Genomic DNA, 22,216 nt, shown 5'->3' on the forward strand with positions numbered 1-22,216 from the left:
GTCTCCGACGAACACCCCCGGACCCGGTGACACCACCCCCCAGGTCATGCCTTCGACAGGGGGCAACAGTCATGCCGGGCCCGGAGGCCAGCGGCCCCATTGCGGAGCCGCGGAAAACATAACGGGGGTGGTGCGGTGGGCCGTTGCGGGTGAGTACGGCGGTGCCGGTGCGGGACGGTGCCGGTGCGGGACGGTGCCTGTACGGGACGGTGCCTGTACGGGACGGTGCCTGTACGGGACGGTGCCGGTGCGGGACGGTGCCGGTGTGCGGGTTCGGGGTTACGCGGGTGAGAACAGGTGGTCGCTGATGAGGCGGGCCGCGCCGATGACGCCGGCGGTGCGGCCCAGCTCCCCGAGGACGATGGGCAGGTTGCCGGTCGCCAGGGGCAGCGACTGGCGGTAGACCTGGGTGCGGATCGCGGCGAGCAGGGTGTGGCCGAGGCCGGTGACGCCGCCGCCGATCACCACCAGGCCGGGGTTGAAGAAGCTGACGAGGCCGGCGATGACCTGGCCGGTGCGGGTGCCGCCCTCGCGGATCAGTTCGAGGGAGGTGGCGTCACCGGCGGCGGCTGCGGCGGCCACGTCGACGGCGGTGAGGGTGCCGTGGGTCTCCAGCCGTGCGGCCAGTTCCGCGGAGACCTGCTGGCGGGCGGCTTCGGTGGCGTCGCGGGCGAGGGCGGCGCCGCTGAAGTGGGCTTCCAGGCAGCCGCGGTTGCCGCAGGCGCAGGGGCGGCCGTCGGGTACGGCCTGGATGTGCCCGATGTCTCCGGCGCTGCCGGTGACGCCTCGGTGGACGGCGCCGCCCGCGACGATGCCGCAGCCGATGCCGGTGCCGATCTTGACGCAGAGGAAGTCGCGCACGGAGCGGGCGACGCCCGCGTGCATCTCCCCCATCGCCATCAGGTTCACGTCGTTGTCGACCATGACGGGGCAGCCGAGTTCCTGGCTGAGGGCCTCTCGTACGGGGAAGCCGTCCCAGCCGGGCATGATCGGCGGCGCGACCGGTACGCCGTCGGGAAAGCGGACCGGTCCGGGTACGCCGATGCCGGCTCCGTCGAACCCCTCCGCCAGCCCGGCGTCCTTCAACTTCCCGGCCATGGCGAGGACTTGCTCGAACACGGCGACCGGTCCGTCACGGACGTCGAGGGGTTCGTCGAGGTGGCCGAGTATCTCCAGTTCAGCGTTGGTGACGGCGACGTCGACCGAGGTCGCGCCGATGTCGACACCGAGGAAGCGCAGGCCGGGGGCGAGCCGGACGTTGTGGGAGCGGCGCCCGCCGCGGGACGCGGCGAGTCCGTCGGCCACGACCAGTCCCGTCTCCAGCAGCCGGTCGATCTCGACGGCGAGCTTGGAGCGGGACAGTTCGATCTGGTCGCCCAGTTGTGCGCGGGAGTTGGGTCCCTGGTCGCGCAGCAGCTTGAGCAGGCGGGCCTGGTGGGCGTTGGCGGGTCGTGCCGTCATGCGTCTCACGTGCCCCTCCCTGCCTCGGTGCGTGCCGCTGCCGTCGGGCTTTCGAGGGGAACGTAGCAGCGGCGGCCGTACGTGGGAAGAAGTCGTGCGTGGATTGCCGTAGACTTTCTCCACCGACAGGACAAAGAGGGGGCGAGAGATGTCCGGCGCCCGGGCTCTGACGAATCGTCAGTCGGCGTGTCGGGTTCGGTGTCAGGTGCCGGTGCGGGCGTGGTACGAGCGCCTGGTCTGTTCCGTGTGGTCGCGCATCAGCCGGGCGGCGAGGTCGGCGTCCCGGGTGACGATGGCGCCCATCAACGCCTGGTGTTCGAGCCAGGACTTGTGGCCGCGCTGCCGGGCGACCGGCGTGTAGTACCAGCGGACGCGGCGCTCGACGCGGGCGGCCAGCTCGGCGAGGACGGTGTTGCCCGCCAGCTCCATGATCGTGGAGTGGAAGCGGGCGTTGAGCGCGACGGCCGCGCCGATGTCGTCGGCCTGGACGGCTCTGATGCCGTCGGTGACGATCTCCTCCAGCACCTCGATGCCCGCGCTGTGCGCGGCGAGCCGGGCGGCCTCGGCCTCCAGCAGCGTACGGACCGTCAGCAGCTGGTCGGCCTCCTCCTCGCTGGGCTCGTGGACGTAGGCGCCCTGGGCGGGCCGCAGGTCCACCCAGCCTTCGGTGTTGAGCCGCTGGAGGGCCTCGCGCACGGGTTGGCGGGAGACCCCCAGATGTTCGGCGAGGTCGCTCTCGATCAGGTGGCGGCCGGGCTCCAGGGCGCGGGTGGTGATGAGGTCGAGGAGCGCTTCGTATACACGTTCGCGCAAGGGGCCGGGCCGGTCCAGCCTGGGCATGGCGGTCTGCGGCAGTCCTGGTGACATCATCGGTTTCCCCCCGTCCCGGCGTGGTCGCCCCGGTCGGTCGTCGTCGTCCGTGTGCAGCCTACGGTGTGCGGGATCCACGGAACGGGGGTGCTGAGCCGGCGGTCGGCGGGTGCGGGACCGGGGTCAGGGGCAGCGCACGACCTGTCCGGCGTAGGAGAGGTTGCCGCCGAAGCCGAACAGCAGCACCGGGTCGCCGGTGGAGATGCTGCCCTGTTCGACCAGCTTGGACAGGGCGAGGGGAATGCTGGCCGCGGAAGTGTTGCCCGATTCGGTGACATCGCGGGCGACCACGGCGTTGACGGCGCCCATACGCGCGGCGAGCGGTTCGATGATGCGCAGGTTGGCCTGGTGCAGGACGACGGCGGCGAGGTCCTCGGGGGCGATGCCGGCGCGTTCGCAGGTCTGCCGGGCGAGCGGCGGCAGCCGGGTGGTGGCCCAGCGGTACACCGTCTGGCCTTCCTGCGCGAAGCGGGCGGGCTCGCCCTCGATGCGTACGGCGTGCCCCATCTCGGGCACGGACCCCCACAGCACGGGCCCGATGCCGGGTTCGGTGCCGTCGGGGCAGGCCTCGACGACGGCGGCGCCCGCGCCGTCGCCGACGAGGACGCAGGTGGTGCGGTCGGTCCAGTCGGTGACGGCGGTCATCTTGTCGGCGCCGATGACGAGGGCGCGGCGGGCGGCGCCGGCGCGGACGGTGTGGTCGGCGGTGGCGAGGGCGTGGGTGAAGCCGGCGCACACCACGTTGACGTCCATGGCGGCGGGGCTCGGCACGCCGAGCCGGGCGGCGACGCGGGCGGCGGTGTTCGGGGAGCGGTCGACGGCGGTGGAGGTGGCCACCAGGACCAGGTCGATGTCGTCGGGGGTGAGTCCGGCCGCTGCGAGGGCCTTGGCGGCGGCGTGCGCGGCGAGTTCGTCGACGGGCTCGTCGGGGCCGGCGATGTGCCGGGTCCGGATGCCCACCCGGGTCCTGATCCACTCGTCGCTGGTGTCGACCATGCCGGCCAGGTCCTCGTTGGTGAGCACCTTGGCGGGCTGGTAGTGGCCGACAGCGGCGATGCGTGTGCCGTTCATCGGTGGCGTTCCCCCTCGTGGCCTCGGGTAGCGGGATCCACCAGTCTGATCAGTGACCCACGGGTACGAGGTCAGGTGAAGTGACAGGAATCGGGCGTGGGGATTGTCGGCTTCCCTCAGCACCGCCCGGCTGCCCCGCGCCGTCTTCGGCGGCCTTCCCCTGGCGTACGGTCCTGTCGCTCACGTGCAGGACAATGGGACGGTGAGGGTCGCCTCCGCGTACGGCGGGGCGGCGGCCCCGCAGACAACGGACTGCACGCGAGTCGGCCACGAGCCGGCCGGCGGTGCGGTACGGCGACCGCGACGGACGGGACTGGGACGGGCGATGGGGCGAGTCACGGAACGACGCAGGGTGATCCGCGTCCGCGGCGGCGCGGTGTCGTCCCGCGCGGACACTCTCGTCGCCGAGGAACCGCTGGAGATCCGGCTCAACGGCAAGTCCCTCGCGGTCACCATGCGCACACCGGGCGACGACTTCGCGCTCGCCGCGGGATTCCTCGTCAGCGAGGGTGTCCTGGCGGGTGCAGACGATGTGCAGAACATCGTGTACTGCGCCGGGGCGACGGTCGACGGCTCCAACACGTACAACGTCGTCGATGTCCGTACGGCACCCGGTGTGTCCCTGCCCGACTTCACGCTCGAACGCAATGTGTACACGACGTCGTCGTGCGGGCTGTGCGGCAAGGCCAGTCTCGACGCGGTGCGCACGACCGCCCGCTGGCCGATAGCCGACACGCCGCCGGTGCGTGTCACGCCGGAGTTCCTGACCGGGTTGCCCGACCAGCTGCGGGCGGCGCAGCGGGTGTTCGAGCGGACCGGGGGGCTGCATGCCGCCGCGCTCTTCGCCGAGGACGGCGAGCTCCTCGACGTACGGGAGGACGTGGGGCGGCACAACGCCGTCGACAAGCTGATCGGCCGCGCTCTGCGCGAGGGGCGTCTCCCGCTGAGCAGGGCGATCCTGCTGGTGTCCGGGCGGGCCTCCTTCGAACTCGCGCAGAAGGCGGTCATGGCGGGCATTCCGGTGCTCGCGGCGGTGTCGGCGCCGTCGTCGCTCGCGGTGGAGCTGGCGGCGGAGACCGGGCTGACGCTGGTGGGGTTCCTGCGGGGGCCCGACATGAACGTGTACGCGGGCGAGGAGCGCATCGCCCTGCCGAGCCCGGCCCACCCGGGCTGACCCGGACGCCGGGCGGGTCGTTCGAGCGGGGTGCCGTCCGGCCGGTCGTGCACGGGGTGTTCGCGCTGGAGGACGCCGCAGCGGTGCACGCCGTGATCGAGCGGCGCGGGAACCGGGGGAAGGTCGTCCTCCGCCCCTGACCAGCCGCTCCCGCTCCGTCGTACGACGAGGTCAGCGGGGGCGGGCGGCGGGTGACGCGGTGCCGGCTTCGGGTGCGGCGGCGGCCGGCTCGGACGCGTCCGCCGCGAGGGCCTCGGGATCGTGGGAGCGGCGCTTGGCGATCACCGCGCAGACCATGAGCTGCATCTGGTGGAACAGCATCAGCGGCAGTACGGCGAGGGAGGCGTGCGCGCCGAAGATGACGCTCGCCATCGGCAGTCCGGAGGCGAGGGACTTCTTCGAGCCGGCGAACTGGATGGCGATGCGGTCCTCGCGGGAGAAACGCAGCGCCTTCGCGCCGTACCAGGTGAGTGTCAGCAGTACGGCGAGCAGCACGGCCTCCACGCCGAGCAGCGCGGCCAGGCGGGCGGGGCTGACCCGGTGCCAGATGCCCTGGACCATGCCCTCGCTGAACGCGGTGTAGACGACGAGGAGGATCGAGCCGCGGTCGACGTAGCCGAGGATCTTCTTGTGCCGGGTGATGAAGCCGCCGATCCAGGGCCGCAGCAGCTGCCCGGCGAGGAACGGCACCAGCAGTTGCAGCACGATCTTCAGCAGGGAGCCGCCGGAGAAACCGCCGCCGCCGTTGCCGAGGAGGGCGGCGGCGAGCAGCGGGGTGACGACGATGCCGACGAGGGAGGAGAAGCTTCCGGCGCAGATGGCGGCGGGCACGTTGCCGCGGGCGATGGACGTGAACGCGATCGACGACTGGATGGTGGACGGCACCAGCGTCAGGAAGAGCAGGCCCTGGTAGAGGGGCTGGGTCAGCACGGCCGGGACCAGGGCGCGGCAGGCCAGGCCGAGCACGGGGAAGACGAGGAAGGTGCAGGCGAGGACGGTGGTGTGCAGGCGCCAATGGCGCAGTCCGTCCAGGGCCTCGCGGGTGGACAGGCGGGCGCCGTAGAGGAAGAACAGGAAGGCGATCGCCGCGGTGGAGGCGCCGGAGGCGACATCGGCGGCCGTGCCGCGGGCGGGCAGCAGGGCGGCGAAGCCGACCGTCCCGAGCAGCAGCAGGATGTACGGGTCGATCGGCATCCGGCGTGGCCAGTGCCAGTGCGGGCGGTTCACGGTGCTCCACGTGCTGTCTACGGTGTCCGCGCGGATACGGAAGACGAAAAACGGAAGACCGTATGCGCGCCACAGGATCTTCTCAGGGGCCGGTGGGGCCTGTGCCCCCATCCTGCTCCCCGTGACTCTGATCGGTCATCCGGTATACCGCTCTGACTGTCATCACGGTTCGCGATGAGCGGGGGTACGGTGGCGGGATGTACGACCCCTCACAGCTGCGGACGTTCCTCGCGGTGGCGCAGACGTTGAGCTTCACCCAGGCGGCGCGGCGGCTCGGGCTGCGCCAGTCCACGGTCAGCCAGCAGGTGCGCAGGCTGGAGGAGGCGACGGGGCGCACACTGTTCGACCGGGACACCCACTCGGTGGAGCTGACCGAGGACGGCGAGGCGATGCTGGTCTTCGCGCGGCGGATCCTCGAGGTGCACGAGCAGGCGGCGGCGTACTTCACCGGGACCCGGCTGCGCGGCCGGCTGCGGTTCGGGGCGTCGGAGGACTTCGTGCTGACCCGGCTGCCGGAGATCCTGGAGGGCTTCCGGCACGACCACCCGGAGGTCGATCTGGAGCTGACGGTGGAGTTGTCCGGCACTCTGCACGAGCGGCTCGCGGCGGGCCGGCTCGACCTGGTGCTGGCCAAGCGGCGGCCGGAGGACCGCAGCGGTGAGCTGGTGTGGCAGGACGAACTGGTGTGGATCGGCGCGGAGCGGCTGCGTCTGGAGCCGGACCGTCCGGTGCCGTTGATCGTGTACCCGCCGCCGGGCATCACGCGGGCGCTGGCGCTGGAGGCGTTGCAGCGGCAGGGGCGTGCGTGGCGGATCGTCTGCACGAGCGGCAGCCTGAACGGGCTGGTGGCCGCCGCACGGGCGGGCCTCGGTGTGATGGCGCACTCGCGCGGGCTGATCCCGCCCGGCCTGGTGCGGGTGCCGGACCGGTTCGGGCTGCCGGAACTGGGCGGGGTCGACTTCGTGCTGGTGCACGGGCGGCCCGGCGGTGCCGCCCAGGAGGCGGCCGACGCGCTGGCGGCGGCGATCCTCGGCGGCGGTGACCGGCTGCACCGGCATCGGCGGACCGGTGACGGGTGAGCGGCGCCGGGCATCCACGGCGGGCGGCCGACGCCGCTCGACCGGAGACGGGCGGCCGGAGACGGGCGGCCGACGACGCTTTCGGCGGCCTCGCGTGACCGGCCACGGCGGGCCCGGCGCCGTATGCGACATGCGGTATCCCGTATCAGGCATCCGGTGTGCGCCGTATGTCCCGTGCCGTGCGCGCGGGCCGGCGGATGTCCTGGACGCGGGGTCGACCGCGACGAGGCTGGTGCCGGGGCTGCTGCTGGTGGGTGTCGGTACGGGGCTGGTGTCGCTCTCGGGGCGGTGAGGTGAGGCGGGGTGCGGCCTCGGGGCGTGTGTGCTCCGGGGCCGCGCCTCGGGTGCTGGGGGGCGGCTCTCGGGCCGCCCCACAGGGTCGTACAAAGTCGTACAGATTCAGTGGAGATTGCGGCCCCGAAACTTACGGAACCGTCGGTTTTATGTCCGACCCTTCCCCTTGTGAGCCCATTTTCCCTGCCCGGCCGACCTGGTCATGAGCGTTGCTCACTTCTGCGGCCCCTCCCGGCGCTCTGCCGCGTGGGGTAGCTTTCACGGCGCCGTGCGGGGCGCCACAAGTGAGCCGCACTGCCGTACACCAAGAAGCCGGGGAGCGGGTTTGCGCGAGTACACCAATCCTCCGTTGATGTCGGCACCGCCGGTGGGCGGTCTGGCCGACGTCGTCTTCCGGCGTGCCGAGACCGATCCGCGGCATGTGGCCCTGGGGCGCAAGGACGCGCAGGGCGTGTGGCGGGACGTGACCTCCGCCGAGTTCCGCGACGAGGTGCTCGCACTGGCGAAGGGGCTGCTGGCGAACGGCATCCGGTTCGGCGACCGGGTCGCGATCATGTCCCGCACCCGGTACGAGTGGACGCTGTTCGATTTCGCGCTGTGGACGATCGGCGCGCAGGTCGTGCCGGTGTATCCGACGTCGTCGGCGGAGCAGTGTTTCTGGATGCTGTACGACGCGGAGTGCACGGCAGCGGTCGTGGAGCACGAGGACCACGCAATGACGATCGCGACGGTCATCGACCGGCTGCCGAGGCTGCGCCGGCTGTGGCAGCTGGACTCCGGGGCGGTGCGTGAGTTGTACGACGCGGGCGCCCCCGTCGAGGACGAGGTGGTGCACCGGCACCGCGAGGCGGTCACCCCGGACACCGTGGCGACGATCATCTACACGTCGGGCACCACGGGACGCCCCAAGGGCTGCGTGCTGTCGCACGGCAACTTCATGGCGGAGGCGGACAACGTCATCGAGCGCTGGGAGCCGGTGTTCCACTCCAAGAAGGGCGACGAGGCCGCCACGCTGCTGTTCCTGCCGCTCGCACATGTCTTCGGGCGGATGGTGCAGGTCGCGGCGATCCGCGGCGGGGTCCGGTTCGGGCATCAGCCGCAGCTGAACGCGGCGGCGCTGCTGCCGGATCTCCAGGCGTTCAGGCCGACGTTCATCCTGGCCGTGCCGTACATCTTCGAGAAGGTGTTCAGCGCGGCGCGCCGCAAGGCGGAGAAGGAAGGCCGCTCGGGGCCGTTCGAGAAGGCCGTGGACGTGGCGGTGAAATACGCCGACGCGGTGGAGGCGAAGGCGTGGGGCATCGGGCCGGGGCCGTCGGCGGGGCTGCGGATGCAGCACCAGTTCTTCGACACAATGGTGTATTCAAAAGTCCGCGCGGCGATGGGCGGCCGTATACGGAATGCGATGTCGGGCGGGTCGGCGATGGACCGCCGTCTGGGGCTGTTCTTCGCGGGCGCGGGTGTGCAGATCTACGAGGGGTACGGGCTGACCGAGTCGACGGCGGCGGCCACGGCGAATCCGCCGGAGCGCACCCGGTACGGCACCGTCGGGCAGCCGATCCCCGGCGTGACCGTGCACATCGCCGACGACGGGGAGGTCTGGCTGCGCGGCGACACGGTCTTCCAGGGCTATCTGAACAACCCGAAGGCCACCGACGAGGCCCTGCACGACGGCTGGCTCGCCACCGGTGACCTGGGCTCCCTCGACGAGGACGGCTACCTCACCATCACCGGCCGCAAGAAGGAGATCCTCGTCACCTCCGGCGGGAAGAGCGTTTCTCCCGCGCTGTTGGAGGAGCGGGTCCGTGACCATCCGCTGGTCAATCAGTGCATCGTCGTCGGCAACGACCGCCCGTTCGTCGCCGCGCTGGTCACGCTCGACCCGGAGGCGGTCGAGCACTGGCTGCAGATGCGCGGCAAGCCGCCGATGAGCCCGGCCGAACTGGTCGCCGACGCCGACCTGGAGACCGAGGTGCGGCGCGCGGTCGTCGCCGCGAACACCCTGGTGTCGCAGGCCGAGTCCATCCGCACCTTCCGCATCCTCGCGCAGCCGTTCACCGAGGAGCACGGACTGCTCACGCCCTCGCTGAAACTGAAGCGGAAGGCGATCGAGAAGGCGTACCAGGCCGAGGTGGAGGCGCTGTACAGGGTGTAGCGCTCCTCACGGATTTCCCGGTCAGGAATGCATCACGGCCCGTGATCGTTGACGATGGGCGTACCACCTGACGGACAACCGAAGGATCGAGAGCGCGTGAGCAGCAAGGTCCCTGCGATCACCCTGAACAACGGCGTCGAGATGCCCCAGCTGGGCTTCGGCGTGTGGCAGGTGCCGGACGACGAGGCGGAGCGGGCGGTCGCCACCGCGCTTCAGGCCGGGTACCGAAGCATCGACACGGCGGCGATCTACGGCAACGAGGAGGGCACCGGCCGGGCCATCGCCGCCTCGGGCCTGCCCCGTGAGGACATCTTCGTCACCACCAAGCTGTGGAACAGCGACCAGGGGTACGACTCCACCCTGCGGGCCTTCGACACCTCGCTGGCCAAGCTGGGCCTGGAGTACGTCGACCTGTACCTGATCCACTGGCCGCGGCCCGACCGCGACCGTTACGTCGACACCTACCGGGCGTTCGAGAAGCTGCACGCCGACGGCCGGATCCGGGCCATCGGCGTCTCCAACTTCCTGCCGGAGCATCTGGACCGGCTCCTCGCCGAGACGTCGGTCGTGCCGGCCGTCAACCAGATCGAACTGCACCCCTACCTGCAACAGCAGGCATCCCGCGACTACCACGCCGAGAAGGGCATCGCCACCGAGGCGTGGTCGCCGCTCGGCTCCGGCAAGGGCCTGCTGGAGGTCCCGGCGATCGTGGCGATCGCCCGCAAGCACGACCGCTCCCCCGCCCAGGTGGTGCTGCGCTGGCATCTGCAGACCGGCAACATCGTGATCCCGAAGTCGGTCACGCCGTCCCGTATCCAGGAGAACATCGACGTGTTCGACTTCTCCCTGGACGAGGAGGACCTGGCTGCGATCAGCGCCCTCAACGAGGACCGGCGGCTGGGCCCGGACCCGGCGAAGTTCACCGTCGACTGAACACCGTCGACCGAGCACGACCGTCTGAGCGCGGTGGACCGCCGTCCGACGGGCGGCGCCCCTGCCGCCCGGAGCCGACGGTCGACCGTCTACTGTCGACAAGCGATCGTCGACCGAAAACCAGCGACCGGCGTTCCGTGACCCGCGTGGCTGCCGGGCGTCGCCGGCACCCCGTGCCCCGGCCCTGTTCTCGGGCCGGGGCACGGCCGTCCCGGAAGGGAGGTGTGCGCATGGCCGCTCCGAGTGATGCGGGTGGTACGGCCGTCCCGGGGCGTGAGGGGCGCCTGGGGCGCGCGGTGCCCGGTCCGGCGCGCGCGGCAGGGGCGCCCGGTGGGCCGTGCACGCCCCACGGGGAACCTGTCACCCAGCCGGTTCGTCCCTTCACCGTGCGTACTCGACGAATGATCTCGGCCGCGGCCGGCACCGCCGCGGTGCTCCTGGCCGCCACGACGACCGGCTGCGGCGGTGAATCGGCCGCCGCCGCGCAGGAGGGCAGCGTGAGCGCCGCCCAGCTCCTGGCGAAGACCCGCTCCTGCGACCGCATATCGCAGGGCACCTACCGCACCGACGAGGAGAAGAAGCCCTCGGTGCCGGTGTGCGGGACGCGGGGGGCGGTGTACTTCACGGCCGACATGGACGTCGACTGCGACGGGCAGCGCACGAGCAAGTGCAACGAGCAGACGGACCCCTGGTACCAGCCGGACACCGCGTACCACGACTCGGCCGACCGGCCGCTGCGCGCGGACCGGCTGCCGTACGTGGTGATCCCGGGCCCGAGCAGGATCTGGGACCACCGCAGGGCGGGCGTCCAGGGCGGCGACGTGGTCGCGGTGGTCCACGGCGGCCGGGTGCGGTACGCGGTGGTGGGCGACCTGGGCCCGAAGGAGATCATCGGTGAGGCGTCCCATGCCGCCGCCCGCGCTCTCGGCGTCGACCCGGATCCGGCGCGGGGCGGCACGGACGGGCCCGTGACGTATGTGGTGTTCCCGGGGTCCCGGGTGTCGCCGCTGGAGAGCCACGCGGCGGCGGTCCGGCTCGGCGACCGGCTGGCCCGCAAGTTCGTCGGGGCCGACTGACCCGGACCGGCGAACGGCTCCCCCCGCCCCGGCGGCGGGCCGGTCCCGGCGCCCGGGAGCGCTCCCGACGGCCGACGGGCCGATCCCGCCCCCCCCGGCGGGACCGGCCGCTTCGTGCCGTGGTGCCGCCGCTGCCGTCGGAGCGGGCTCAGTGCGGCTTGACCGCCGTGTGCACGGTGTGCGCGGTGAGGACGAACAGGTCGGGGCGGCGGTGGACGCTCGCCGGGTCCTGCGGGTCCAGCAGGCGGTCGACGGTGGCCCGGTCCTCCGCGTCGAGGCCGTCGCCGACGATCTCCCGCAGCCGGCCCAGCCGCGCGGCGACGACGGCTCGGGCCCGGTCGGGGGCCGGGGCGGGCAGGTCGAGCAGGAAGCTGCGGGTGCGGGTGTGCTTCAGGCCGGCGGCGGTCAGCAGCGCGGGCCAGTCCTCCGTCACATCGACGCTGCCGGGCAGCTCGGTCCGCATCCGCGTGAACCACTCCTCCTCCAGCACGTCCAGACGTGCCTGGAGGCCCGGTCGGCCGATGCCGATGTCGCGGGGCAGCCAGCGCATCGGCAGCCCGCCCTCCATCAGTGCGAGCGTGCCGTCGGGTGCGAGGCGGTCCGCGAACGCGGAGAGCGCGGCCTGCTGGTCGCCCAGGTGGTGCAGGCTGCGGCTGGCCCACAGCAGGTCGGCGGGGTACTCCAGGTCGTCCAGCGCCTGCGGCAGCTCGCCGGTCAGCGTGCCGAAGCGGTCGGCGACACCGAGGCGCTCCGCGCGGGACCGGGCTCGTTCCAGAAGTTCGCCGGAACCGTCCACGGCGACGACCCGGGCGCCCGGGAAGGCGTCCGCGAACAGGCAGGAGATCACGCCGGGCCCGCTGCCCGCGTCCACGATCAGCCCGGGCTCGGTCACCTCCTTGCCGATCCATGCGAGCGCCCGCTCGTACAGGGGGGTGTACAGCTCGGCCTGGGTCTCCAGCTGCTCGGCCATCGCCGCCCAGTCCACGTCGGTGCCGTGCGGGTGACGGGCGTGCCCGTGCCCGTCGTGCGGCGAGCCGTGCCCGGCCTCCGCGGTGCCCGGGCCCGGCCCTCCGTGCCCGGCCCCGGAACCCGGCTCCCCCTGCCGGGCGTGCGGGGCCCCGGTGCCGGGTGCCGCGGGGCCCCCGCCGGGGCCGGGTTCGGTGTGCGGGGTGTGGTGGTCGTACGCCATGGGGTCAGCCCTCTCGTCCGGTTGCCGCCAGCGTGCGCCGCCGCACCCGCTGTCGGCCACCTTTGTTGCCGGGACGGCAAAAGGCGACCGTACGAGGGACCGGCCCCGAAGCCGGTGGGCTCCCGGGACCGCGGGCTCGGACAGCTCGCGGTCCCAGGGCCGCAGCGCCCGGCCCGAATGGTGCGGGGCCGGACACTCCCGGGCTCGTGACCTGCCGGAACCGTCCCCGGCTGGGGCCGGCCCGGCAAGGCCGTCAGGGTGTCACAGTGCCGGATAGGCGTTCTTCAGCAGCTCCTGGAACTCCGCCGAGAACCAGTGCCCGGCGACCGGCGCGTCGGGCAGAGCGTTGGTCGGGTTGTTGCCGTTGCGGGGGTTGCCGCCGTAGGTCGGATCGCACATGCGGTCGAAGCCCTTGCCCTCGTCGTTGTCGATGGCGGAGCTCGATCCGTCCGACTCCCCCGGCGGCTTGGCCCACACGTAGGCGTCTATCCCGGTCGCGGGTGCCGCGGTGGGACGTTCGCCGAGGCCGGCGCCGCTCTGGTTGCACCAGTTGCCGACGTGGATACGGCGGTCGATGCGGCCTCCGTCGACGTAGGCGTCGACGCTGGTCTGCGGGCCCGGGCCGGACGGCCGTTCGGTTCCGCCCCAGCCGTTGCGGGAGGTGTCGATCAGCATGCCGAGGTTGGAGTTGAACCCGGCCGCGATCAGCTTGCTGCGCAGGCCCTGCGCGAAGGACTGCTCGTCGACGTACTGGTTCCAGTCGACCCACTTGGACTGGCGGACGGTCTGCCCGTTCACCGTGTCCGAGACCTTGAAGTACGGCTCGACGGTGGGGCTGTAGTTGGCGGTGTTGACGATGAATCCGGCGACGTCGTTGACGCTGGCGCCGTTGGACGTGGCGACCTTGTAAAACTCCTGCACCGACGGGTCGAGGTTGGTGTCCCAGCCGAGCCAGCCGTGGTGGCCGGCGTCGATGTAGTTGTAGACGTTGCCGAGGTCGCCCAGCTTGTCGAGGGCGTAGCTGACGCCCTTCTCGTAGTTGCCGTTGCTCTTCATGGTCACGCACGCGTCGGTGGTGGTGTCGGTGCCGCCGGCGTTGGTGACCAGGTTGGGCAGGGAGTCGGGTTCGATGAGGGTGACGATGCGCAGACCCGCGTACTTGGAGTCGGACAGGATCGACACGATCGGGTCGATGTACTCGCTCTTGTACCGGTCGATCTCGGTGGGCCCGAACTCGCCGTTGGAGGCGAGGGCGGCGCAGTCACGGCCGGGAAGGTCGTAGATGACGACCTGGAAGACCAGCTCGCCGGAGCCCTTCTGACGCAGGGCCTCGTCGAGGTGGTCGCGCAGGCCCATGCCGCCGTTGACGCCCTCGATGGCGGCCTTGCGGTCCATCCACACGAAGGTGGGCTGGTCGGACACCTTGCTGCCGCCGGGCTCGGCAGCCGCGTGCGCCGACCACTCGGGGTTCACGTACACCTTGGCCCCGACGTAGGGGTTGTCGACGCGGCCGGTCGGATCACCGGGATCGGTCGGGTCCGTGGGGTCGGTCGGATCGGTCGGATCGGTGGGGTCGGTGGGGTCGGTCGGGCCGCCGGAGTCGGTGTTGCAGGTGACGCCGTCGAGGGTGAAGGCGGCGGGGACGGAGTTGCTGCCGCTGTAGGTGCCCTGGAAGCCGAAGCTGACCGAGGCGCCGGTGGCGAGGTTGCCGTTGTAGGACTCGTTGCTCGCGGTGACGTTCGCGCCGGACTGGGTGACTCTGGCGTTCCAGGCGTTGGTCACCTTCTCCGAACCGCCGTAGGTCCACTCCAGCGTCCAACTGCTCTTGGAGGCGCTGTTGTTGGTGATGGTGACGTTGGTGGTGAAGCCACTGCCCCAGTCGTTCTGGATCTGGTAGTCCACCGTGCAGGCGGGTGCCGCGGCGCCGGCCGGGGCGGCGGTGAGCGCCGCTCCGGCCGAGCCGGCGGTGAGCGCCAGCGCGGCGATCATGGCAAGTCTCGTACGACTCATAGGTGCGGGTTTCCTTCTGAGTGACGGGAGTTCACTGGGAGGTGCGTCCGGGAGCCGTGGCTCCCCAGGGGGTGGTCACGCGGTGCGGGCGCGGCGGCCGGACGGCGCCCGGCCGCCTCGGTGCGCACGTGTCGCCCGCACACCGGCCCGGGGCGCGGTGCGGTGCGGGCGTGGACGTGCGGTTGCGCGCGCCGGCCGCGGGGTCGCCGGCCGGGCGGGGCTGACACCGTCGCCGGGCGGCCGGGGGAACGCTCCGAGGAGGTGCCCCGGGCCGGCGATGGCTGGAAGTGTTGAACGCGGGGGGTGACGCATGAGCGAGTCCTCGCAGTTCGGCGCCCTGTGCCGGACGCGGCGACTGAGTGGAACCGCTCCCACTGGTGCGAAGGAAGGTAGCGCCAAGTGACGGAGAAGAACAGGGAGTTGTCGAAGTTTTTTTCGTGACCTGCGGTCGAACTTTTTCGACTCTTCAAGCCTCTTGACCGCTGTCATGCTCATACCCACCATGGGAGCGCTCCCACTGGTTCAAGCCTTGACTTCTCCGAGCCGCAAGGAGGAACCAGCACCATGCATCCCCCACCCAGGAGACGCGGAGCGAGGAGGCGGCTGTGGACGGCCGCCGCCGCAGCTCTGACGCTTCCGCTGTCGATGCTCGCCGCCGGTGCGACGACCGCGCACGCGGCGGCACTCCAGTGCAGCGTCGACTACAAGACCAATGACTGGGGGTCGGGTTTCACCGCGGACCTGACGCTCACCAACCGTGGCACCGACGCCATCAACGGCTGGACCCTGACGTACTCGTACTCGGGCGACCAGAAGCTCTCCAACGGCTGGAACGGCAACTGGAGCCAGTCCGGCCGGCAGATCACGGTGACGAACGCCTCCTGGAACGGGACGGTGGCCGCGGGCGCCGCGGTGACCACCGGGGCGCAGTTCACCTACAGCGGCACCAACACCGCTCCCACCGACTTCGCGGTCAACGGCACCACCTGCGCCGGCGCGCACCAGCCGCCGGCCGCCGTGCTGACCAGCCCCACCGCGGGCGCGGTCTACACGCAGGGCGATCCGGTGCCGCTCGCGGCGACCGCGGCGGCGGCCGACGACGCCACGATCACCAAGGTGGAGTTCTACGACGACACCACGCTGCTGGGGACGGACACGACCGCGCCGTACACGCTGTCGGCGACGAATCTGTCGACCGGCAGCCACTCGCTGCTGGCGAAGGCGTACGACAGCCTGGGCGCGTCGGCGGAGTCGACGCCGGTCGGCATCACGGTCGCCTCGGGACCGGCCGTGGTCGCCTCGACCAACCAGCTCGCCGTGCAGCAGGGCGGGACCGGCAGCTACGAGCTGAAGCTGTCGACGCAGCCCACGTCGGACGTGACCGTGACCACCGCCCGCACCGGCGGCAACACCGGGCTGAGCGTGACGGACGGGGCCACTCTGACCTTCACGCCGTCGAACTGGGACACCCCGCAGAAGGTGACCATCGGCGCCGACGACTCGGGTACGGGCGCGGCCACCTTCGAGTCGACGGCGCCGGGCCTGGCGAAGGCGTCGGTGACGGTGACCCAGATCGCGGCGGCGAAGACGTACGACGCGCGGTTCCTGGAGCTGTACGGCAAGATCACCAACCCGGCGAACGGCTACTTCTCCCCCGAGGGCATCCCCTACCACTCGGTGGAGACGCTGATCGTGGAGGCGCCGGACCACGGCCACGAGACGACGTCCGAGGCGTACAGCTATCTGCTGTGGTTGCAGGCGATGTACGGCAAGGTCACGGGTGACTGGTCGAAGTTCAACGAGGCATGGACGATCATGGAGAACTACATGATCCCCACGCACGCGGACCAGCCGACCAACTCCTTCTACAACGCCTCGAAGCCGGCCACGTACGCGCCGGAGCACGACACCCCGGACGAGTACCCGGCGAAGCTGGACACCGGTGCGTCGGTCGGTACGGACCCGATCGCCGGTGAGCTGAAGTCGGCGTACGGCACCGACGACGTCTACGGTATGCACTGGATCCAGGACGTCGACAACGTGTACGGGTACGGCAACGAGCCCGGCAAGTGCGAGGCCGGTCCGACGGCCACGGGTCCGTCGTACATCAACACGTTCCAGCGGGGTCCGCAGGAGTCGGTGTGGGAGACGGTTCCGCAGCCGACCTGTGACGCCTTCAAGTACGGCGGCACCAACGGCTATCTGGACCTGTTCACGGGCGACTCGTCGTACGCCAAGCAGTGGAAGTTCACCAACGCCCCCGACGCCGACGCGCGGGCGGTGCAGGCCGCGTACTGGGCGGACCTGTGGGCCAAGGAGCAGGGCAAGGGCTCCGAGGTGTCCGGGACCGTGGCGAAGGCCGCGAAGATGGGCGACTACCTGCGGTACGCGATGTACGACAAGTACTTCAAGAAGATCGGCAACTGTGTCGGTCCTACGTCGTGCGCCGCGGGCACCGGCAAGGACGCCTCGCACTATCTGCTGTCCTGGTACTACGCCTGGGGCGGTGCCACCGACACGTCCGCGGGCTGGGCGTGGCGCATCGGCTCCAGCCATGTCCACGGCGGCTACCAGAACCCGCTCGCCGCGTACGCGCTCAGCTCGTACGCCGATCTGAAGCCGAAGTCGGCGACGGGCCAGCAGGACTGGGCGAAGTCGCTGCAACGGCAGCTGGAGTTCTACCGGTGGCTCCAGTCCAGCGAGGGCGCGATCGCGGGCGGCGCGACGAACAGCTGGGCGGGCCGCTACGCCACTCCGCCGTCGGGCACGTCCACCTTCTACGGCATGTACTACGACCCCGCGCCGGTGTACCACGACCCGCCGTCGAACCAGTGGTTCGGCTTCCAGGCGTGGTCGATGGAGCGGGTGGCGGAGTACTACCAGCAGACGGGTGACCCGGCCGCCGGGACCGTGCTGGACAAGTGGGTGCAGTGGGCGCTGTCCGAGACCACGATCAACCCGGACGGCACGTTCCGGTTCCCCTCGACGTTGCAGTGGACGGGCCAGCCGGACAACTGGAACGCGTCCAGCCCGGGCTCCAACTCGGGTCTGCATGTGACGGTCGTGGACTACACCAACGACGTCGGTGTGGCCGGCTCGTACGCCAAGACGCTCACGTACTACGCCGCCCGTTCCGGTGACACGGAGGCGAAGGCGACGGCGAAGGCGCTGCTGGACGGCATGTGGGACAACTACCAGGACGCGCTCGGTGTGGCCGTCCCGGAGACCCGCGCCGACTACAACCGCTTCGACGACCCGGTGTACGTGCCGAGCGGCTGGAGCGGCAAGATGCCGAACGGCGACACGATCGACTCGTCGTCGACCTTCACCTCGCTGCGGTCCTTCTACAAGAACGACCCGGCCTGGTCGAAGATCGAGGCGTATCTCGCCGGCGGTGCCGCGCCGGAGTTCACCTACCACCGGTTCTGGGCGCAGGCGGACATCGCCCTCGCCATGGGCGCGTACGCGGAGCTTCTCGAATAGTCCCCGCCGGGCGCTCCGCGGGCCGGGTGGATGCCCGGCGGCGGGCCGGCCGGTGCCGGCCCGCCGTGCCCCTCCGCGCCGCGTGCGGCACGGCGTGCACCGCCCCCACCGTGGAACCGCTCGATGCTCGCGCGTACGTGGTCCCGTCACCTGACGGCGGGACCGGCCGCCGGGCGGCCCCTCCCGCACAGGGGCCGCCCGGCATCTCTCGCACCGTTCAGCAAGCGCTTACTGCGTCGCGTTCCGTTTCCGCACCGGCAACGCCGAAAGGATCCCTCCGTGCGAAGAATCTCCGTCCTCGCGGCTGTCCTGGCGCTCGGCGCCGGGCCGGCCGCGGGCGCGCCACCCGTGCCGGCCGCCGGCGAGTCCGCCCCCCGGGCGGCCGTCGCGGCCGAGTCGTACACCTGGAAGAACGCCCGTATCGACGGCGGCGGTTTCGTCCCCGGCATCGTCTTCAACCGCAAGGAGAAGAACCTCGCCTACGCCCGGACCGACATCGGCGGCGCCTACCGCTGGCAGCAGTCGACGAAGACGTGGACGCCACTGCTGGACTCGGTCGGCTGGGACGAGTGGGGGCACACCGGGGTGGTGAGCATCGCCACCGACTCGGTCGACCCGTACCGGGTGTACGCGGCCGTCGGCACGTACACCAACAGCTGGGACCCGGGCAACGGGGCGGTGCTGCGCTCCACGGACCGGGGCGGCACCTGGCGGAAGGCGGATCTGCCGTTCAAGCTGGGCGGGAACATGCCGGGCCGCGGCATGGGCGAGCGGCTGGCCGTCGACCCGAACCGCAACAGCGTGCTGTATCTGGGCGCGCCCAGCGGCAAGGGGCTGTGGCGGTCCACGGACTCGGGGGCGACCTGGTCGCAGGTGACGGACTTCCCCGACCCCGGGAACTATGTGGCCGACCCGGCGGACACCTCCGGCTACGGCAGCGACAACCAGGGCATCGTCTGGGTCACGTTCGACGAGTCGACCGGCAGCGCGGGCAGCGCCACGAGGACGATCTATGTGGGCGTCGCCGACAAGGACAACGCGGTGTACCGGTCGACGGACGCGGGCGCCACCTGGCAGCGGATCCCCGGCCAGCCGACGGGCTACCTCCCGCACAAGGGGGTGTTGGATGCGGTCAACGGTTATCTGTACATCGCATACAGCGATACGGGCGGCCCGTACGACGGCGGCAAGGGCCGGCTGATGCGGTATGCGACGGCGACAGGCACCTGGACGGACATCAGCCCGGTCGCGGAGGCCGACACGTATTTCGGATACAGCGGGCTGACGGTGGACCGGCAGCATCCGGGCACGGTGATGGCGACGGGCTACAGCTCCTGGTGGCCGGACACGCAGATCTTCCGTTCCACGGACAGCGGGGCGACCTGGTCGAAGGCGTGGGACTACACGTCGTACCCGGACCGGGAGAACCGCTACACGATGGATGTGTCCTCCTCGCCGTGGCTGACGTGGGGGGCGGATCCGTCGCCGCCGGAGCAGACGCCGAAGCTGGGCTGGATGACGGAGGCGCTGGAGATCGACCCGTTCGACTCGGACCGGATGATGTACGGCACGGGCGCGACGATCTACGGCACCGAGGATCTGACGAAGTGGGACAGCGGCGCGAAGTTCACCGTGCAGCCGATGGTGCAGGGCCTGGAGGAGACCGCGGTCAACGACCTGGCCGCTCCCCCGTCGGGCGGGGCCGTGCTGTTCAGCGCGCTCGGTGACGTGGGCGGCTTCCGGCACACGGACCTGACGAAGGTCCCGTCGATGATGTACACGTCGCCGAACTTCACCACGACGACCAGTGTGGACTTCGCGGAGTCGAACCCGGCGACGGTGGTGCGGGCCGGCAACCTCGACTCGGGGCCGCACATCGCGTTCTCCACGGACAACGGCGCCAACTGGTCCGGCGGCAGCGACCCTTCGGGGGTCAGCGGCGGCGGCACGGTCGCCGCGGCGGCCGACGGCAGCCGGTTCGTGTGGAGCCCGGAGGGCACCGGTGTGCAGTACACGACCGGGTTCGGTACGTCCTGGTCGGCGTCGTCCGGTATCCCGGCGGGCGCGATCGTCGAGTCCGACCGGGTCGATCCGAAGACGTTCTACGGCTTCAAGTCGGGGCGGTTCTACGTCAGCACGGACGGCGGCGCCACGTTCACCGCGTCCGCGGCGACCGGGCTGCCCACTGGGGACAGTGTGCGGTTCAAGGCGCTGCCCGGCGGCAAGGGCGACATCTGGCTGGCGGGCGGTGCGAGCGACGGTCCGTACGGCCTGTGGCACTCCACCGACGGCGGCGCCACGTTCACGAAGCTGGCGAACGTCGAGCAGGCCGACACGGTCGGCTTCGGCAGGGCGGCGCCCGGGGCGTCGTACCAGACGCTGTACACCAGTGCGAAGATCGGCGGGGTGCGGGGCATCTTCCGCTCCACGGACCAGGGCGCGACCTGGACGCGGATCAACGACGACGCCCACCAGTGGGGCTGGACGGGCGCGGCGATCACCGGGGACCCGCGGGTGTACGGGCGGGTGTACGTCTCCACGAACGGGCGGGGCGTGATCTACGGCGACACCTCCGACGCGGGCGGCGGTGACGACGGGGGCGGTGACGACGGGGGCGGCACCGATCCGACGCCGTCCGGGGCGTGCGCGGTGACGTACCGGGTCACCGATGAGTGGCCGGGCGGTTTCCAGGCCGACGTGCAGCTCGCCAACACCGGAACGGCCGCGTGGAACGGCTGGTCGCTGGCCTGGTCCTTCGCCGACGGGCAGAAGGTCACCTCGATGTGGAACGCCGGCTACAGCCAGTCCGGCGCGGCGGTGACGGTGACGAACGCCGGCTGGAACGGGACGGTCGCGGCGGGGTCGTCGGTGGGGTTCGGCTTCACCGGCAGCCTGTCCGGCGGGAACACGCAACCGGCGTCGTTCAAGGTCGGGGACCGGCTCTGCTCGGTCGGCTGACCGGGTGGTGGGGCGTGCCGTGCCCGGCACGCCCCACCACGGGCGACACGCGGCCCGGGTTCACCCCGCCCCGGCCGTCTCACCCGCCCCGGCGGAAGGCGCGCAGGCTGAACACCGGCTCGGGGCGGGGCCGGTCCTGGTCGGGCAGGGCGGCCAGACGGGCCGCGTACCGCTCGGCGAGCGGTCCACCCGGGGGCAGCGTGACGAACCAGCCGCGGCGCAGGTCGGCGATGGTGCGGCGGGGGCTGCGTCCCTGCCCGTGCCCGGTGAAGCGGCCCTGCCCGGCCGGGACGAGGCCGCACTCGGCGGCGTACGCCTCGACGTCCGAGGCCGCGTCGGTCGGGGGGATGCGGGGGCGGTCGGCGAGGACGGCGTCGATGTCACTGCCGACGTTGTGGGCTGCGGCCTTGTCGACGGTCGTGACGTACACCCCGCCGGGGCGCAGCACGCGGGCGCACTCGGCGACGACGGTGCGGGTGTCGGCGGGGTGTCGCATGAGGTGGAGCAGCCAGACGCTTGTCACCGCGTCGAACACGCCGTCGGGGAAGGGCAGTCGGCGGCTGTCGGCGCGTACGACGGCGCCGGGCAGCCGGGCGGCGGCGTGGCGGACCATGGCCTCGGCGAGGTCGGCGCCGGTGACGTGGAGGCCGCGGGCGGCGAGGCGGCGCGTGACGATGCCGGTGCCGCAGGCGAGGTCGAGGACGCGGCGGGTGCCGTCCGGCAGCAGGTTCAGGACGGCTTCGGCGGCAGCGGCGGCCCTGGGTTCGCCGCCGCGCAGGGTGTCGTACCGCTCGGCTTCCTTGTCGTAATCCAGCATCGGCGTCCCCCCGCCGGCCCGGTCACCGGGCGCCGTGGACGGGTGCGAGGGCGGTGATGCGGCGGGCCAGCTCGATGTCGAGGCGGGTCACCTTGCCGCCGGCGCTGTGCGTGGAGACGGCGACGGAGACGGTGTTGTAGCCGAGGGTGAGGTCGGAGTGGTGGTTCAGTTCTTCCTGCACCTGGGCGATGTGGACGACCATCGCGGTCGCCGCGAAGTGGTGGGCGAGCCGGTAGGAGCAGACGAGACGGTCCCCGTCGAGGGACCAGCCGGGCAGCTCGGACAGCTGGTCCTCGATCTCCTTCCGCGCCAGCGGTTCCACGGCCATGGCCAGGCTCCCTTCGTCGGCTCCTGCCGTCCCAGCCTGCCACAGCGAGGGCCGAAGGGCCCTGGCGTGCGGGGTGCGCGGGGGTGTACGCGGG

At 71.6% G+C, this 22,216-nt stretch carries 15 protein-coding genes; 7 read left to right on the forward strand and 8 right to left on the reverse strand.

Going from position 1 to position 22,216, the window contains the following annotated elements; genetic code table 11:
- Positions 1 to 279: 279 nt before the first annotated feature.
- From MTQ10_RS11085 to MTQ10_RS11095, 3 genes are all read right to left on the reverse strand, one after another.
- Positions 280 to 1,461, reverse strand: a complete 1,182-nt coding sequence (locus MTQ10_RS11085) for an ROK family transcriptional regulator (protein WP_247465429.1) — start codon at positions 1,459 to 1,461, stop codon at positions 280 to 282.
- A 201-nt stretch (positions 1,462 to 1,662) separates the two neighbouring features.
- Positions 1,663 to 2,331, reverse strand: coding sequence for a GntR family transcriptional regulator (locus MTQ10_RS11090; RefSeq protein WP_247465401.1), 669 nt, complete (start codon positions 2,329 to 2,331; stop codon positions 1,663 to 1,665).
- A 123-nt stretch (positions 2,332 to 2,454) separates the two neighbouring features.
- Positions 2,455 to 3,402 (reverse strand): beta-ketoacyl-ACP synthase III, encoded by a 948-nt coding sequence (locus MTQ10_RS11095; RefSeq protein ID WP_247465402.1) that lies wholly within the window; start codon positions 3,400 to 3,402, stop codon positions 2,455 to 2,457.
- Between the two features lie 325 nt (positions 3,403 to 3,727).
- On the opposite strand from MTQ10_RS11095, the gene fdhD reads away from it, so the two are divergent.
- Positions 3,728 to 4,576 carry a formate dehydrogenase accessory sulfurtransferase FdhD gene (gene fdhD, locus MTQ10_RS11100; RefSeq protein WP_247465403.1) on the forward strand — a complete coding sequence of 283 codons (849 nt, stop codon included), beginning with the start codon at positions 3,728 to 3,730 and terminating at the stop codon, positions 4,574 to 4,576.
- Between the two features lie 171 nt (positions 4,577 to 4,747).
- On the opposite strand, the gene MTQ10_RS11110 is transcribed toward fdhD, so the two are convergent.
- On the reverse strand, positions 4,748 to 5,770 hold the full coding sequence (locus tag MTQ10_RS11110; protein WP_247465431.1) for a bile acid:sodium symporter family protein: 1,023 nt from the start codon (positions 5,768 to 5,770) through the stop codon (positions 4,748 to 4,750).
- A 230-nt stretch (positions 5,771 to 6,000) separates the two neighbouring features.
- On the opposite strand from MTQ10_RS11110, the gene MTQ10_RS11115 reads away from it, so the two are divergent.
- The 4 genes from MTQ10_RS11115 to MTQ10_RS11130 all read left to right on the forward strand — a co-directional run bounded on the left by MTQ10_RS11115 (position 6,001) and on the right by MTQ10_RS11130 (position 11,337).
- Entirely contained in the window at positions 6,001 to 6,882 is an 882-nt protein-coding gene (locus MTQ10_RS11115; RefSeq protein ID WP_247465405.1) for a LysR substrate-binding domain-containing protein, read from the forward strand.
- A gap of 619 nt (positions 6,883 to 7,501) precedes the next feature.
- Entirely contained in the window at positions 7,502 to 9,328 is a 1,827-nt protein-coding gene (locus tag MTQ10_RS11120; RefSeq protein ID WP_247465408.1) for an AMP-dependent synthetase/ligase, read from the forward strand.
- A 96-nt stretch (positions 9,329 to 9,424) separates the two neighbouring features.
- Complete coding sequence (locus MTQ10_RS11125; RefSeq protein WP_247465412.1) at positions 9,425 to 10,261, forward strand: aldo/keto reductase; 837 nt, start codon at positions 9,425 to 9,427, stop codon at positions 10,259 to 10,261.
- A 401-nt stretch (positions 10,262 to 10,662) separates the two neighbouring features.
- A complete protein-coding gene (locus MTQ10_RS11130; RefSeq protein ID WP_247465414.1) occupies positions 10,663 to 11,337 on the forward strand; it encodes a glycoside hydrolase family 75 protein in 675 nt (224 codons plus the stop codon).
- A 148-nt stretch (positions 11,338 to 11,485) separates the two neighbouring features.
- Here MTQ10_RS11130 and MTQ10_RS11135 read toward each other — a convergent pair whose 3' ends face one another.
- Both MTQ10_RS11135 and MTQ10_RS11140 read right to left on the reverse strand, forming a co-directional pair.
- Positions 11,486 to 12,307 carry a class I SAM-dependent methyltransferase gene (locus MTQ10_RS11135; protein ID WP_247465433.1) on the reverse strand — a complete coding sequence of 274 codons (822 nt, stop codon included), beginning with the start codon at positions 12,305 to 12,307 and terminating at the stop codon, positions 11,486 to 11,488.
- 480 nt (positions 12,308 to 12,787) lie between these two features.
- Positions 12,788 to 14,536: a glycoside hydrolase family 6 protein gene (locus MTQ10_RS11140; RefSeq protein ID WP_247465418.1), complete on the reverse strand. Its 1,749-nt coding sequence runs from the start codon at positions 14,534 to 14,536 to the stop codon at positions 12,788 to 12,790.
- 564 nt (positions 14,537 to 15,100) lie between these two features.
- Here MTQ10_RS11140 and MTQ10_RS11145 point away from each other — a divergent pair.
- Positions 15,101 to 18,019 carry a glycoside hydrolase family 48 protein gene (locus MTQ10_RS11145; protein WP_247465421.1) on the forward strand — a complete coding sequence of 973 codons (2,919 nt, stop codon included), beginning with the start codon at positions 15,101 to 15,103 and terminating at the stop codon, positions 18,017 to 18,019.
- A gap of 279 nt (positions 18,020 to 18,298) precedes the next feature.
- Entirely contained in the window at positions 18,299 to 20,977 is a 2,679-nt protein-coding gene (locus MTQ10_RS11150) for a cellulose binding domain-containing protein (RefSeq protein ID WP_247465424.1), read from the forward strand.
- A gap of 79 nt (positions 20,978 to 21,056) precedes the next feature.
- Here MTQ10_RS11150 and MTQ10_RS11155 read toward each other — a convergent pair whose 3' ends face one another.
- The gene (locus tag MTQ10_RS11155; protein WP_247465427.1) at positions 21,057 to 21,794 is read right to left on the reverse strand and encodes a class I SAM-dependent methyltransferase; all 738 of its coding nucleotides are present in this window, start codon (positions 21,792 to 21,794) and stop codon (positions 21,057 to 21,059) included.
- Between the two features lie 22 nt (positions 21,795 to 21,816).
- Positions 21,817 to 22,122: a 4a-hydroxytetrahydrobiopterin dehydratase gene (locus MTQ10_RS11160; protein ID WP_247465435.1), complete on the reverse strand. Its 306-nt coding sequence runs from the start codon at positions 22,120 to 22,122 to the stop codon at positions 21,817 to 21,819.
- Positions 22,123 to 22,216 lie beyond the last annotated feature (94 nt).

This window comes from Streptomyces sp. XM83C (assembly GCF_023072675.1).
Taxonomy (GTDB): Bacteria; Actinomycetota; Actinomycetes; order Streptomycetales; family Streptomycetaceae; genus Streptomyces; species Streptomyces thermocoprophilus.